Raw genomic sequence first — 15222 nt, 5'->3', positions numbered from 1 at the left:
GATTAATTCTCGCTTAATTCGTCCGGTGTAGAGGCTCCATTGATGTGTTGATTGGCTACGCAGTGATGCGTGGTGAACATTCTGGAGGTCTATCATGCTGGATTTGGTGATTCGGAGTGGAGGACGATTTTGGAGCTGGATAGGATTGCTTGTGGCCGTCATTGTCGGAGCAGGCATTGCCTACTTATGGCAGTTGAAAATGGGGTTGACCATTACAGGGTTGTCCCGGGATGTGTCCTGGGGGTTCTATGTGGCGCAACTCACGTTTCTCGTTGGGGTCGCTGCTTCTGCCGTCATGCTCGTGTTGCCGTATTATTTGCATAATTTCAAAGAATTCGGAAAAATAACGATTGTTGGTGAATTTACCGCAGTCGCGACAATTTGCATGTGCCTCCTGTTTTTGTTCGTCGACCTGGGACAACCGGCTCGCGCATTCAATGTTTTTCTTCATCCCACACCGAATTCAGTTATTTTTTGGGATGGAACCGTGTTGTCCGCATATATGCTGGTGAATATCATTGTGGGGTGGAATGTGCTGCAAGCCGAGCGTAACGGCATGGCGCCTCCGACATGGATAAAACCGCTTATTCTTTTCTCTATCCCTCTGGCATTTTGTATTCATACCGTGACAGCGTTTCTCTATTGTGGCTTGCCTGGCCGGAGTTTTTGGCTGACCGCCATTTTAGCGCCGCGTTTTCTTGCATCGGCATTTGCTTCCGGACCGGCCTTTCTTATTCTCTTACTATATATTTTGCGACGAGTGTCTGGGTTTGATGTTGGTGAAAAAGCTATTGCCGCTTTGATGACGATTATTCGGTATGGATTGTTGGCAAACCTGTTTTTTCTTGTGTGCGAAGCCTTTGTCGTGTTTTATTCGAACATTCCCGAGCATACCGCGCATTTCATGTATTTATATGCAGGGTTGGAGGGGAAGCATGCGCTCGTTCCTTGGATGTGGCTCTCGGTCGTGCTCATGGTAGCGGCCATGTGGTTATTGCTTGTGCGCAGAGCCTACAGCAATCCCCGCCTTATCCCTGCGATATGTATTATGGTGTTTCTTGGAACATGGATCGATAAAGGACTGGGGCTTATCGCCGGCGGGTTCATTCCATCTATGACACATGAGATCACTGAATATGTTCCGACAGTGCTTGAGGTTGTCATATCGATTGGAGTCTACGGGATTGGAGCCCTCATTTTGTCAATCCTTCTTAATGTCGTCGTCCGGGTCAGGCAGGATCGGGCTGGCCGCTTAGCGAAGGCGTAGTTAATCGCCCATTTCCAGTTCCTCCTCGCGTTACAGCATGCAGAGGTAACGTGGCTTTTGAACATACAATCAGGAGCATCCAGTGCAACACGCTGAAATGATGGAGTCATTACGTTCCTTGTTAGAAAGTGCCGACCATGTCGACGTGAAAACCGTCACGAGCTCAGTTGATATGAAATCGTTTGTGGCAGGACTGATCAATTGGAGACCAGCATGGGCTCGTGTGTTGTTTCGTATTCGTAATATCTTCGCCAAATGGTGCGGGTTGGAATATGACTTTCAACCGTCTCCGAAGTTGACGGCGGAAACCGTACCGACCACACCGGGTGATCCTGTCGATTTTTTTGAGCTGCATGCATACAGCCCGGAGCGGTTGTATGTGATGTTTGCGAGTGACAAACACCTCGATGCGTATCTTGCTGTTGTGCCTGAACCTGGGTCCGAAGGTTTGGTCAATTACAGCGTGTATACCATTGTCATGTATAACAATAGGTTGGGGCCGATCTATTTCAACGTTATTCGGCCGTTTCATCATCTTATCGTTCAGGCGATGGTCCAAGCGGCAGCCAAGGGAGTGGAAGAAGTCCCTTGTGCTGCATGCTGAGGGCTATTTCACCCCGTATCGTTTCAGCTTCTTGTGTAAGGTTGCGCGAGTGATACCAAGACGTCTCGCCGCTTCGGACTTGTTGTTGTCGCATGCGGCAAGGGTATCGAGAATGGCGCGTTGCTCGATATCCTCCAGGGTATGCGAATCTCCCGCCATGGGTGATGGTATGCTCGATTCTCCTGGATAGGCTTTCATGATGGCAAGGGGGAGTTCGTTTTCACCGATGCGGTCCGTCTGCGTGAGTATGACTGCACGCTCTACGGCATTTTCGAGTTCTCGAACATTGCCCGGCCAAGTGTATTTGAGCATCATATCCATAGCTTTGGGCGTGAAACCGCGAACGGATTTTCGGTTCTTGTCGGCAAAAACATTGAGGAAATGCTCAACAAGAAGCGGAATATCGTCCAAACGTTCGCGCAGTGGTGGAACATGAATCGAAACGACATTAAGCCGGTAATAAAGATCTTCACGGAATCGGCCGGCTTCAACTTCTTTGATAAGGTCACGGTTGGTTGCCGCTAAAACGCGAACATCAACTCTGAGCAGATCGTCACTGCCTAAGCGTTGAATTTCACCCTGTTGAATGGCTCGGAGCAGTCGGGCTTGGATTTGCGGGGCAATCTCGCCGATTTCATCAAGAAATAGAGTGCCCCCATGTGCCTTTTGAAAACGTCCTTCACGGCGTTTGTCCGCTCCGGTAAACGCGCCTTTTTCATGGCCAAACAGTTCGGATTCGAGAAGAGTTTCGGTTAATGCGGCACAATTGACACTCACCAGGGGGCCGGCGTTTCGGGCACTGGCCATGTGCACGGCTTTGGCGATGAGTTCTTTGCCTGTTCCCGATTCACCGGTAATGAGCACGGTTGCTTCGCTCGGTGCGACGGTTGCGGCAAGCTCCAGTACATCACGCATAGCGCGGCTTGATCCGATGATGCCGGAAAACACATCCGTATTCGCCAGTTTATCGCGTAAGTCTCGATTTTCCGTTTTGAGCTTGAGATGTTCGATGGAGCGTTCCAAGGTGATGCGCAAATCATCGAAATCGAGCGGCTTCAATAAATAATCGTACGCCCCTCCCTTGACGGCATCGACGGCGGCCGATACCGAACCGTACGCCGTCATAATGAGGACGGGAATGGCCGGGTTATAGGCTTTGATATGTCCCAGTGCGGTAATGCCATCCATACCGGCCATACGCACATCCATGAGAACGGCATCAAATGGTCGATGATGGATGATTTCCACAGCCTCTTGGCCATCTCCGGCTTCAACAGTGCCATATCCCCACCCCGACAACATGGTTTTGAGCATGAGACGGTGTGCGTTGTCGTCATCGACAATAAGGACCGTTGGTTTCATTCTGGCTCCTCTATGCTTCCAGAAGAACACCCCACTCAGGCACGAGGGAATCTGAGCGAAACCGTTGTTTCCTGACCGGGGAGGGAAGAGATGGTGACATCTCCTCCGTGAGCTTCCATGATTTTTTGAACAATGGACAAGCCAAGTCCTGTCCCACTCGGCTTGGTGGTGAAATACGGATCGAAAATCTGAGCGAGATCTGTTTCGGCAACGCCTGGGCCGTTATCGGTGATGCGTACAACGAACATGCCATCTTCGGTTATGGCCGCGATGTTAAGTTTGCCTCCTTCTGTCATGGCCTGAATGGCATTCAGACAAACATTGAGTAGAGCTTGAGAAAAGCGATCGGGGTCAAGGTGAGCGACATGTGGGGCATGGGATGTCGAAATCGTCAGTTCGATGTCGGCGTCTCGTGCATCGTGTTCGACGAGATGCGCCACCCGCTCCACAATGGGGATGGGATCGACTTCACGCGGGTTGACATCGGTCGGCCGAGTGAAATCCAGAAGCTGCGTAATGACTCGGTTGACACGATCGACTTCACCCACCATAACCTTGGCGATATTTTTGTCGTCCGATCCTTCCTGGAATCGGTTTCCGAGATGAATGGCGAATCCTTTGATGGAGCTTAAAGGATTACGGATTTCATGGGCAACACCGGCAGCCAGACTGCCAACGGCCGCTAATTTTTCCTTACGTCGGACTTCATTCTGCAATCGTTCCAGTTCCGACAAATCCTCGAAGACAAACAGTCGCCCGGCGATATCGCCCGCTTCAGCGGCAATAGTTGAAACGCCGACACTGAGTGGTAGGGCGCTTTCATTGGAGGGGTGGATCGTGATATGTCGTCCGGCTATTTTTTCGCTTGTGTCTTGATCAAAAAAGCGATGCAGCTCGGCCGGCATGACTTCTGATGCCGGTTTGCCTGGTTGTATGTCGGAGGGCAGAGCAAAAAGTCGCATGGCGACATCATTGACATAGGTGACGTTATTCTGGCGATCCGTAACGACCAGACCAACGGGCAAGCTGGAGATGACTTCCGAGGCAAAAATACGAGATTGTTTGAGTTTCTGTCGCGATGCCCGGATACGTTGTCCAAGGTACAGTATTCCTACTCCGGCCAGACCGATAATGAACAAGATGACGGCATTGAGGATGGTGCCGTGAATATCGGCATCTCGGGCGTCGGCATAGGGCGTGTCGTCAAGTCCGACAAAGATGACAAGTTTATCGTCATACAGCTTTGCTGCTTCGTCACTCGGACACGTTCCGGGGCAAAGGAAGCGAGGCATACCACGGTGCTTTCCTCCTCCTCCTTCTCCGCCGCCTCTTCCTCGCCATTCTCCCTGACCTTTGAGAAAGGTACGATAGACCGTAAACGACTTTTTTCCGGTATCGTCCGTGGACAACTTCCACTTTTCTTCAGGCGTCGGGTCGAGCGTTTTCATGGTTTCCGGAGAAAACAGTCGTGTTCCAATCATATCTTGATTGCTGTGAGCTAATACCAGACCGGTGGCATCGGTGATGGCAAGAAAATGTACATCTTCCAGTTTGGCCGTTTCTGTCAGAAGAGATTGCAATCGGACACCCGAACCAAAATGTCCTCGCATCCCCGTACGCGTTCCAGCTTCGAACGCCCGGATAAGGCCGGCTCCTTTTTGAACCATGATGCGCGTCAGATCGATTTCATGACGATGGATGTTCAAAAAAGCCATGATTGTCACAACTAAAGCCAAAATGCCCGTTGCTCCAAATAAAAGCCACGGAGAGGCAAAGCGATTTGTATCGCGGTCCATGTCTTCAAACGAAAATTGCATTGCTGACGTGGTCCTGGTCAATGTGTTTAATTTTGATACGTTCATACGGCACTTTGTGTTTAAAAGCTATACGCTTTGTGGGGGACGAATTGAGAAGCCTCAGGATCTTTGGTTAAATATGTTTGGTATTTCAGTGTGATAAAATTTTTTAACTCTGTGGCACATGCCTTGCTGGTGTGATATTGCAATCAATGAACCACCAACCTCCCAAGGAGTGAGTCACATGAAAAAGATCTTTATCCCTTCCCTGTTTGTTATCTCCATTCTTCTCATCGGCTCGGCCGTCAGCTTTGCTGGTCCTGGATGGGGCCGCGGCGGATGTCCTGGCTACGGAAACACTAACACTGCACAAGTACAGATTCCGGCAGACAAGCAGGATGCCTACAATGCGTTGCTCGAAGATCACCAAAAGACCATGTATAATTTGCGTGAAGATATTTGGGCCAAGAACGCAGAGCTGAAGGCCATTTCGGGAAGCGCCAATGTTGATCAGGCGAAAGTACAGTCGCTTATTTCGGACATTCGGAATTTGCGTCAAAAGATGTACGACTCCAATCAAGCTTTTGTCGCGAAGGTTCAAAAGGAAATTGGTGTTGATATCAGCGCTGGCTGTCCGGGATATGGCTCCGGTCGTGGTATGGGGTACGGTCACGGCATGGGCTATGGTCACGGTATGGGCTACGGCAATGGAATGATGGGTGGATACGGGAATACGAACTAGTACCAATCCTTGAAATTTCTTTTGAAAAAATCCCCGGGACTTCGACGAAGTCCCGGGGATTTTTTCAGCACGCCTTTTCGCCTGAGTTTCAGGACGGAAATACCATCATGATCTTGTTGTTCGTTCTTGAAATTGCTCATTTTTCTATCTAAGAAAGGGAAATGGGTTGACTCGCGCTTTCGCGCCATATCTTTAATACGGAAACTTCAACGCATGCATTGCAAGGGACGACGTTCATGCGCAAAATAACTTCTCTTACGCTGTTTCTCTCTGGTTTTTTTGTCATTCTCACCAGTGTCATTCTCTATCTTGAGCCCCATGGTCGTGTGGCGTATTGGGCAGATTGGACCATGCTAGGTTTGACCAAGGATCAATGGGATGCCATGCATCTGACAACGGGATTCCTGTTTCTTTTCGCCTTGCTTTTGCATATTTATTATAACTGGAAGCCTATTTTGGCGTACATGAAGAATAAAGCCAAAGAAATGGTTGTGTTTACTAAGCCATTTACCATTTCTTTGATTATTACGTTGTATGTCGCTATCGGGACACTGTTCCAGTTGCCTCCTATGCAGCAAGTGCTTGATCTTGGAGTCTGGATTAAAGAAGGGCATATCGAAACATATGGCAATCCTCCGTTTGGGCATGCCGAACTGTCATCACTCAAGAAATTTTCTGCGTACCTCGGGCTGAATGTCGATGATGCTATAGCGGCCTTGAAAGAAAATGGTGTCCGCGTCGAATCGGCCGATGAAATCATCAAAGATATTGCACGGAACAACAATCTGTCGCCACATGGGGTTTTTGAAAAAATGAAACTGTCTGGAGCCGTCAGTTTGCCGCAACAAGCTCCGGAAGGGACAGGACGGTTAACCATTGCCGTGTTTTCCAAACAATTCGATATCAATCAAGATGAGCTTATTGCCTTCTTGAAAACAAAAAATATAACGGCTACGCCTGAGATGACATTCAAAGAAGCGGCGAATGCTTCGAATCAATCTCCGCATGATGTGTATATGATGATTCGTGCGTGGAGAGCCGGAAAAGAGTAGCGCATACATTCTTTCTCATCTCGGGAGGGGATGACGAGTCCCCTCCTGCTGCCATCTCCCCTCACTATATTTTGTATTGATACGTTCTGCTTTTGCAACTTCCTGTATTCGCATCCCTTACGATCCTGAGGGAATTGCGTTATCATTTTATTCGTTATGATGACGAGTTACGTCATGGCGGTTTCTTGTGGAGTGGGGGGCTTTTTCTCTCTCCTCGATGAATCCGTTGGGAAAAATATTATGGTTCACACGAAGCGTTTAACCATAACGATTCGTGTGTTGCCGGAGGCTCATATCGTGTTGGTAAAGGGTCGTCTTGCCCCAAGTCCGAGTGGGGTGATGCATTTAGGCAATGTATGGGCGGGGTTGCTCGCGTGGCTTGCTGCTCGGCAAGCTGGTGGGAGCATGGTGTTGCGCATCGAAGACTTGGATCCGGCCCGATCAAAACCGGAGTTTGCACAGCGAATCATCGCCGATTTCCGTCGACTCGGTATTGATTGGGACGAGGGGCCCGATGTTGGAGGGCCGCATGGTCCGTATGTGCAGAGCGCGCGGCGAGAGATATATCAGCATGCGCTCGACCGGCTGAGTCATGAGTGTCGGTTATATCCATGTTACTGTACGCGCAAGGAACTCCTCCAAATGGCGCAAGCCCCACATGTTGAAGACAAAGGACCGACCTATCCCGGGGTCTGTCGAACACTTGCAGAAGCGGAGCGAAAGGAACGGGAGCGGGTGAAACCTCCCTCAATGCGACTTTGGGTCGACGAGAAGAGTGCCGTCGAATTTACAGATCTCGTTGCAGGTCCGGTGTCGTGTCATGTTGCATCTGAGTGCGGTGATTTTGTTTTGCGCCGGGCTGATGGTGTCCATGCCTATCAGCTTGCTGTTGTCGTTGATGACGCTCTTATGGGAGTGACACACGTTGTACGCGGTGATGACCTTCTTGATTCCACGCCGCAACAGATTTTGCTCTTCCGCTTGTTGGGCTACACCCCTCCCGCATACGGCCATATTCCATTGTTGGTTGGGGAAGACGGAAGACGGTTGTCAAAGCGACATCACGATACAGGGCTTGATGTTTTATTCGATGCTGGCGTCTCGCCGAGGCGAATTATTGGGTTCTTGGCATATAAAGCAGGGGTGCTGGATCGTGTGGGGCGGGTGCGACCACGTGATTTGCTTGGAGAATTTTCTTTTGAACGCTTACCGAAAGGACCAGTGGTGGTGACGCACGCTGATATGCGTGCGTTGATGAGTACATAACCACCGCGCGCAGGGTGCGCGCGGTGGGAAAGGACAACACTACGCGGTTGTATTGATGATATTGCCGATCGGAGCATCGGCCAACGTGACCATTTGACGGTCCAGATTGTTGACGAGGCTCGATTGGGCTTGAGCAGCATCATTGATGGCCATACTCTGTTGGTCGGCCGAATAGTTCGTTCCGGTTTCTTGTGTCGATTGGTAGTTCGTGATGCTTGGTGTAGGACTTATGCCGGTCAATGGTGAAATGCTCATGTCCTGCTCCCATTATTCCTGAGATGTATTCAAAAAAATATAGGTCGGTTGTTTCATAGCGTCAAGACGCGGATGGATTCGCGATGACTTCGGCTTTTTCGAGAATGACCGGATCGACGGGAACATCGTTATACGGGCCCTTTGATGTGGTTGGGACTGATTTGATGGCGTCCACAACATTCTGCCCTTTTATGACTTTTCCAAAAACGGCATATCCCCAGCCCGTGGCGGTTTTGCTCGTGTGATCGAGAAAACCGTTGTTGTTGACATTGATAAAAAATTGGTTCGTCGCAGAATGCGGGTCCATGGTGCGGGCCATGGCAATCGTATACATAGTATTTTTGAGTCCGTTGTCGGCTTCATTGCGAATAGCGGTATCGGTGGGGCGCTTTTCAAAGTTGGCGTCGAAGCCGCCTCCCTGGATCATAAATCCATCAATTACCCGGTGAAAGATCGTACCGTCATACACACCGCGTTTGACGTATTTGAGAAAATTTTCAACGGAGACAGGGGCATCCTTGGGATCGAGTTCCAGGACGATATTCCCCTTGTTGGTGGTAAGTTGAACATACACCGGTTCTTGAGCGTGAGCGCGAGTTGAGAAAACGCACAAGCAAAAGCATAGCACAGCAGAGATGGCTGCAAGACGACGAAATACGGTGTTGGGAGTCATGGAGTGGGGCCTCCTCGGGTAAGGTGTCACAAAGATGAATTGGCTGTACCATAGAGACAATAAAAACGTCACGATGTTTGGGAACGTTTGATCATAGTATACGCTTCATTGATTTCGCGTGTTTTTTGTTCCGCAAGCTCACGGAGTTCCGGGCCGAGATTTTGAACTTGGTCCGGATGATAGGAACGGATTTTTTCACGATAGGCTCGTTTCACTTCCTCGGCTGTTGCCGAAGGAGATACGCCAAGAACTGTGAAATATGGAGTCATATCCGGTTTTTTGGATTTGGTGTTGGTTTGGGCTCGGGCTTTGCGCTTGGCCCGTGATGCTTCCCGCGCAGCTTGTTCGGCCGCTTTCTTCGCCGCTTTTTCAGCGCGCTCACGACGCAGCTCCTCTTCGCGACGGCGTGCTTGTTCCAGGTGTTGGCGTTCAGCTTGTCGTCTTTTGGCTTCGCGTTCCTCTTCCCGGCGTCGTCGTTCGCTTTCGCGCTGCTTTTCCAGGCGTCGTTCTTCTTCTTCGGCGATACGGGCTTTCTCACGGGCTTCAAATTCTTCTTGGAGACGTCGACGCTCTTCGGCTTTCATGCGGCGTCGAGCTTCGGCTTTGCGCTGAAGAGCGGCTTCACGCGTTTTGAGAGCGGTCAGGACCTGCTCGGTTGTCGGACTGGAATTATTCTCCGAAGACGTGGAAGGTCGTGACGTCGTTGATGGCCGTTTATACTCCCTTTGTTCAGGAGGGATGACGGAGGTGGGCGGTGTGCGTCGCCGAGAGGATGACAGTGTTGGACGTTCTCGTTTCGTAGACGAAGGAAATGGCTGCTGTGGGGTGGGGTGGCGAAATCGTAAGAAACGGTTTTTTCCTGTGAGCCTGTGTTCAAGAGCGGAAAGTCCCGCTAAGAGCTGTTGACCACGCCTCTTGATGCTATTCAATGGCATAACAGCGATCTGACGGAAAGATTTCCCCTCCAACTGATCACGATGCCGAGAAAGGTAGCCTCCAAGGATGAGTATCGCACTAATCAGTGCTAATGGAAAAATTTCCAATATCAGCCGCTTCAACACAGGTGGACTAAAATTTCCACGCTCCAGAATGAGAATCGTGTTGATGATGTTGTCGGCTAAGTTGATGTTGGGCACCACCAACCGAAAGGCAAGGAAACAGAATAGGGTGGTCAGCGTCGTTGTGACGATGAACCGTTTGGCGAACTGCTGTTTATTGGCTTTGCCGGCAGAAGAACCGAGCGCACATACGGTAAACAGCAGGCCCGTAATTAGCGAAATGATGAAATCGATCATGCGGTGAAAGCGGCTGACGAGGCAATCCTCGAATTCGAGGCCTGTCATCATGTCCTGGATTGCCGTTTACGAGGCTTTTGGGGTAGCGTTTTTTTGTGAGTCTCGCCACTGCTTTTTTTTCGATTTCGACGTATTGTTGAATTCTTGATCGAGAGCTTGATAGACTGTTTGAAAAATATGCTGTGTAAACCCGTACAAAATGAAGTGAAGCAGCTTTATTGGGGGTAATGTGGGGCTTGAAAAGAAAAAAGTGGCTTCAAATGAAAAAAAGAGAAGGTATTTGGAATGGAGAAGTTGACATTCATTATCAAGTGAATTACAACATGTTTAACCGTCACTTCTTTGTCTCTTTTCGAGACATATTCGGCATGTCGTCGGCTATGACACCTAGAACCGTCACGAAATGAAAGGACTGCACAATGCACAGATACAAAGACGCCATGTGCCCTCTCAATCAGTTTCCGAAAGGAAGTAAAGTCACCATTGCGGACTATGATGCTGGTTGCCAGTGTCGAGGTCGTCTCTGCGCTTTGGGATTGACACCGGGAACCACGGTTGAAGTTTGCGAATCCGGCATGGGACCGTGCAAGCTGCGCGTGCGGGACAGTGAACTTGTGCTCGGTTGCGGTATGGCTGAAAAACTTTTATGTGCGCCTGCCGCGTGATCGGTCGATAAATAAAATTTTATACTGCGCGTGCTCTTGTAGGAATGAGGCGTAGAGACTGTTTTGTATTGGACGTGATGGTAACACGAAAATTTTTCTTTCATGTTTTTGTCACGCCAGTGACTAACGAGTGCCGCAGTTGAGTGAGAAGTTGTTATGATGAATCTTGACTCATTACTTGTGTTGGCTATAGTTGCTGTTGCAGCCGTGTATATTGGACGGCGGATCATGCTGTCATCTCGAGGCAAAGCCGGGTGCGGCTGTGGTTCCGACTGCTGTTCGGGCGGTGGAAGTCATGCCGTGAATGGATCATGCTCCAGTGAGGGCACGTGCCAAAATTCTACAGGATGTTCCTCGATCTCTTCCGAGAAAAAAGACGGCATAGAGGATCTCCGTTCTTTTCCACCCCAATAACATAAGACCGCTATTGGGCGGTTTTCTAAAAACCTCCCTTCGTGGGAGGTTTTTTTGTGCAAAACGTTTTCTTTTCAGATAGAGTGCGTTTCACAGGCACACTCTTGTCACCATATCGTATCTATCGGAGTTGATGTACACATGGAACAAATTTCTCTTCGCAAGCTCAAGGTTGGTCAAAAGGCCCGCATTGCCCGAGTGTTGGCAGAAGGTGAACTGGGGCGGCGTATTCGGGATATGGGATTAGTTCGAGGTGCAGACATTGAAGTTGTGGGAAGGGCACCACTTCGCGATCCTGTTGCATTACGATTGAAGGATTTTACGCTGACTCTGCGCAATAATGAAGCGGACCACATTTTTGTGGAAGAGCCAAGCGATGGAGACACCGGGAGCGCAGGCGCATGAGCACGTTGTTTACCATGGCTTTGGCCGGGAATCCCAACGCCGGAAAAAGCACGTTGTTCAATGCCTTGACCGGTTCTCGGCAACATGTCGGAAATTATCCCGGTATTACGGTCGATAAAAAAGAAGGGACAGCCAAAAGTGCCGCCGGTGATATTCATGTCGTCGACCTGCCCGGCACGTATTCGTTGACCGCGTATTCTTTGGAAGAGGTGGTCGCGAGAAATTTTCTTGCCGATTGTCGTCCCGAGGTGGTGGTGGATGTTGCCAATGCCGGAGCGCTTGAGCGCAATCTGTATCTTGCGGTGCAGCTCCTCGAAATGGGGATTCCGGTGGTGCTTGGGCTGAATATGATGGATGAGGCTGAAAAAAAAGGCCTTACTATCGATGCAGATCGATTGTCGCACCTCATGGATTTGCCTGTGGTCAAACTTGTGGCTCGGAAGGGGCTCGGTGTCTCCGAGTTGCTTGAGGAGGCCATAACTGTTGCGCGATCTCGGCAGGGGGATTGGCAACCGCTGACGATTTCGTATGGCCCCGATCTCGATGAAGCATTGCTTGATATGACAAGTCAGATCGAGGCGAAAGGATTTTTGACAGATCGATATCCTGCGCGGTGGATTGCGCTTAAATATATGGAATCAGACGATGAGATTAAGCGCCAGGGCAAGCTGGTCGATGCTGAATTGGCAGCTGATCTCGAAGCGCGGGTTGCCCGTGAAACCGAACACTGCCGAGCAACCCTGTCGACATATCCTGAAGCCGTCATCGCGGATTACCGATACGGCTATATTGCGTCCATGCTGAAGAAGGGCGTGTTGCAGCGCGATACACGCGAAGAACGCATTGCCATGTCTGATCGGATGGATTTGATTTTGACGCACAAGTTTGCGGGTCCACTGATTATGCTGGGCGTGTTGTACATGGTGTATCAGATTACATTTTCTTTGGGTGAAATCCCCATGGGCTGGACCGAAGCGTTTTTCTCCTGGTTGGGGGATGTGGTGGTGGCTCTTGTGCCGCCCGGTCTGCTCCAGTCGCTTATTATTTCGGGTATCATCGATGGTGCCGGTGGGGTGCTTGGTTTTGTTCCGCTGATCTTACTGATTTTCTTTCTCATCGCATTTCTTGAGGACTCGGGCTACATGGCTCGCGTTGCCTATATGCTGGATCGCGTTTTTCGAACGTTCGGTCTCCATGGGTGTTCGGTGATGCCGTTTCTTATCTCCGGTGGTATTGCCGGCGGTTGTGCCGTTCCTGGTGTTATGGCAGCGCGGACGTTGCGTAGTCCCAAGGAACGTTTGGCTACCATCCTGACCGCTCCGTTTATGACCTGTGGAGCCAAACTTCCGGTGTTTATTCTGCTCACCGGCGTCTTTTTTCCCAAATATCAGGCCCAAGCCATGTTTGGGGTCACGCTGGTGGCATGGAGCGTCGCTCTGCTCGTGGCCAAGGTGCTTCGGATGACGATTATTCGTGGTCCGAGTACACCGTTTGTCATGGAACTCCCACCCTACCGATTACCCACAATGCGTGGACTGCTCATTCACACGTGGGAACGGACCTGGCAATATATTAAAAAAGCCGGCACGATCATTGTGGCGATTTCCATTCTCATTTGGGCATGCATGACGTTTCCCAGCCCGTCGGCGGAAGAGCTTCAAGCATTTGAAACCCGTTCGGTGGCGATTTCAACCGAAATGGCAGCTTTGTCAGGACAAACCGATGATCAGTCACGACAAACATTGAATGACCTGCAAAGGCAACTTGATACGATCGAGAAAGAGCAATCTGGATTTGCTTTACGTCGATCGTTGGCGGGGCGCCTTGGTGTGGCTCTGGAAAGCGTATCATGGTTGGCGGGGTTTGATTGGCAAACGAATATTGCACTCACCGGCGGTATTGCGGCCAAGGAAGTTATCGTTTCCACCTTGGGGACCGCATATTCACTCGGTGGAGGCGGACCAGAAGTAACTGATTCTTTGGCTGAACGATTGGCTCATGATTCCAGTTGGACTGTGGTCAAGGCGATGAGCCTCATGGTCTTTATTTTGCTGTATGCTCCATGTTTTGTCACCATCGTTGTGATGGCGAAAGAAACTTCGTGGAGATGGGCGGCATTCAGCGCCGTGTTCAATACCGTACTGGCGTTCACGTTGGCGACGCTTATCTACCAGGTCGGAATCATGATTTGATGCCGTTTGCTTGGCAAACGTTGATATAGCAAAAAGCGGCGTGTCTCTGGAGTACCTCTGAGACACGCCGCTGTATTTTGGTCAGGGGAGTTGTTACTGTAATGGGATCGGTAAAGATCGGGATATTCACGGTTGAATGCAGATCAAAATGAAGAAGGGCGGAAATGACACTCTCCGCCCCTTTCTTCATTTATTTCAACATATCCTTGCCACAACCGAGGCCAAGGTCGAAGACATCGATGTCCTGAAGGAGAACAACACCGTTTTGTCCATCGGCATCCATGATTTTGAGTTCGTGTACGCCTTGTCCGCCAGGGCGGTCGAGCCAGAGACTGGCGATGACGCCCGTTGGCAGGACGCACGGAGAGTTATCATTGTTATATTGCGCGTTGACTCTTACCGGCGTGGTTTGTCCGGCGGGCAGTGTATAGATGGCTTCTCCCCCCCAATCTCCTTCGTACACAATATTGCCCTGTAGTGCGTAATCCGGTTGATGCAAGGCTTGTCCTACGGTGGTCACCCCTGCAGGAGTATCGGACGGCGTGGTCACAACACGAAAACCGGACCCATCGGTGCCAACTTCACAGATGCTGGCTGTTGTCGGTTCTTCGAAATTACGACAGTTGAAAAGCGTGGTATGGCCGTCTTCGGATATGGCAGGTTGTTCGTTGCGGGAAAACGTGGAGGATTGTGTCAGTAAGAGCGGGGTTCCCCATACGCCGGAAACGCGGGTAATGGCATATAAGTCTACATCGTGCGGTCCGTCGGTACTTGAATACACGACAAGATTCCCCGTGGAGTCAATTGCGGAAAATCCTTCACTATGCACGAGATTCGCACCTGTTCCAACTGTCTCGCCTTGTGTAAAATCGATTGAGACACGAGCTAAGCACGCCCATCCTGTGCATCCGAAGCGTTCTGTTTCGAGTAACAACCATTCTCCGTTCGGGGAAATATTGAGCCAACTATCGTCTCCCGCAGAGAAAGAACTATCGAGACGGGCCGAAACATCGATAGGGGTGGCTCCAGCCTGCGGACGGATGAGATAGACGCCGCCTGAAGCCAGACGGTAACTGATGATGCCGGCATTCACTGAATCCGTATCGTTGATGATGAGATGAAGTGCCGGAATGATGTCGTCGGAGTTGGACGTTTGTGCAAAAACCGGAACAGTCATGGCCAAAACCAACAGAAACGAGGCAATGATGTACATCGAAGTCTCCTTTATGGTGTC

General features: G+C 50.2%; 14 protein-coding genes. 8 read left to right on the top strand and 6 right to left on the bottom strand.

Going from position 1 to position 15222, the window contains the following annotated elements; all coding sequences use genetic code 11:
* Nucleotides 1-94 precede the first annotated feature (94 nt).
* Both dsrP and G451_RS28965 read left to right on the top strand, forming a co-directional pair.
* On the top strand, nt 95-1267 hold the full coding sequence (gene dsrP, locus G451_RS0111465) for a sulfate reduction electron transfer complex DsrMKJOP subunit DsrP (RefSeq protein WP_027184372.1): 1173 nt from the start codon (nt 95-97) through the stop codon (nt 1265-1267).
* A gap of 82 nt (nt 1268-1349) precedes the next feature.
* Nucleotides 1350-1871, top strand: coding sequence for a DUF2867 domain-containing protein (locus G451_RS28965; RefSeq protein ID WP_051261407.1), 522 nt, complete (start codon nt 1350-1352; stop codon nt 1869-1871).
* A gap of 3 nt (nt 1872-1874) precedes the next feature.
* Here the strand turns inward: G451_RS28965 and G451_RS0111455 are convergent, their stop codons facing one another.
* Both G451_RS0111455 and G451_RS0111450 read right to left on the bottom strand, forming a co-directional pair.
* Nucleotides 1875-3233, bottom strand: coding sequence for a sigma-54-dependent transcriptional regulator (locus G451_RS0111455; protein ID WP_027184371.1), 1359 nt, complete (start codon nt 3231-3233; stop codon nt 1875-1877).
* A 35-nt stretch (nt 3234-3268) separates the two neighbouring features.
* Nucleotides 3269-5050 carry an ATP-binding protein gene (locus G451_RS0111450; RefSeq protein ID WP_169727868.1) on the bottom strand — a complete coding sequence of 594 codons (1782 nt, stop codon included), beginning with the start codon at nt 5048-5050 and terminating at the stop codon, nt 3269-3271.
* Between the two features lie 223 nt (nt 5051-5273).
* On the opposite strand from G451_RS0111450, the gene G451_RS28960 reads away from it, so the two are divergent.
* The 3 genes from G451_RS28960 (at nt 5274) to gluQRS (ending at nt 8089) form a co-directional block, all read left to right on the top strand.
* Nucleotides 5274-5771: a periplasmic heavy metal sensor gene (locus G451_RS28960; protein WP_051261406.1), complete on the top strand. Its 498-nt coding sequence runs from the start codon at nt 5274-5276 to the stop codon at nt 5769-5771.
* Nucleotides 5772-6007: 236 nt separating this feature from the next.
* Complete coding sequence (locus G451_RS0111430) at nt 6008-6823, top strand: DUF4405 domain-containing protein (RefSeq protein WP_027184369.1); 816 nt, start codon at nt 6008-6010, stop codon at nt 6821-6823.
* A gap of 174 nt (nt 6824-6997) precedes the next feature.
* Entirely contained in the window at nt 6998-8089 is a 1092-nt protein-coding gene (gene gluQRS, locus G451_RS0111425) for a tRNA glutamyl-Q(34) synthetase GluQRS (RefSeq protein ID WP_245587810.1), read from the top strand.
* 39 nt (nt 8090-8128) lie between these two features.
* Here gluQRS and G451_RS0111420 read toward each other — a convergent pair whose 3' ends face one another.
* From G451_RS0111420 to G451_RS32685, 3 genes are all read right to left on the bottom strand, one after another.
* Nucleotides 8129-8344: a hypothetical protein gene (locus G451_RS0111420; RefSeq protein ID WP_027184367.1), complete on the bottom strand. Its 216-nt coding sequence runs from the start codon at nt 8342-8344 to the stop codon at nt 8129-8131.
* Nucleotides 8345-8405: 61 nt separating this feature from the next.
* On the bottom strand, nt 8406-9017 hold the full coding sequence (locus G451_RS0111415; protein ID WP_034641806.1) for a peptidylprolyl isomerase: 612 nt from the start codon (nt 9015-9017) through the stop codon (nt 8406-8408).
* Nucleotides 9018-9085: 68 nt separating this feature from the next.
* Nucleotides 9086-10363: a DnaJ domain-containing protein gene (locus G451_RS32685; protein WP_084448516.1), complete on the bottom strand. Its 1278-nt coding sequence runs from the start codon at nt 10361-10363 to the stop codon at nt 9086-9088.
* A 368-nt stretch (nt 10364-10731) separates the two neighbouring features.
* Here G451_RS32685 and G451_RS0111405 point away from each other — a divergent pair, with 368 nt between their 5' ends.
* The 3 genes from G451_RS0111405 (at nt 10732) to feoB (ending at nt 13988) form a co-directional block, all read left to right on the top strand.
* Nucleotides 10732-10977: a FeoA family protein gene (locus tag G451_RS0111405; RefSeq protein ID WP_027184364.1), complete on the top strand. Its 246-nt coding sequence runs from the start codon at nt 10732-10734 to the stop codon at nt 10975-10977.
* 555 nt (nt 10978-11532) lie between these two features.
* Nucleotides 11533-11796 (top strand): FeoA family protein, encoded by a 264-nt coding sequence (locus G451_RS0111395; RefSeq protein WP_027184362.1) that lies wholly within the window; start codon nt 11533-11535, stop codon nt 11794-11796.
* Nucleotides 11793-13988, top strand: a complete 2196-nt coding sequence (feoB, locus tag G451_RS0111390) for a ferrous iron transport protein B (RefSeq protein ID WP_027184361.1) — start codon at nt 11793-11795, stop codon at nt 13986-13988. Before G451_RS0111395 ends, feoB begins: the two co-directional genes overlap by 4 nt.
* A gap of 190 nt (nt 13989-14178) precedes the next feature.
* Here the strand turns inward: feoB and G451_RS0111380 are convergent, their stop codons facing one another.
* On the bottom strand, nt 14179-15201 hold the full coding sequence (locus G451_RS0111380; protein ID WP_027184359.1) for a hypothetical protein: 1023 nt from the start codon (nt 15199-15201) through the stop codon (nt 14179-14181).
* Nucleotides 15202-15222: the final 21 nt, after the last annotated feature.

This window comes from Desulfovibrio inopinatus DSM 10711 (assembly GCF_000429305.1).
Taxonomy (GTDB): Bacteria; Desulfobacterota; Desulfovibrionia; order Desulfovibrionales; family Desulfovibrionaceae; genus Alteridesulfovibrio; species Alteridesulfovibrio inopinatus.
The sequence above is the reverse complement of the archived record's forward strand: the minus strand, read 5'-3'. Positions and strand labels throughout refer to the sequence as shown.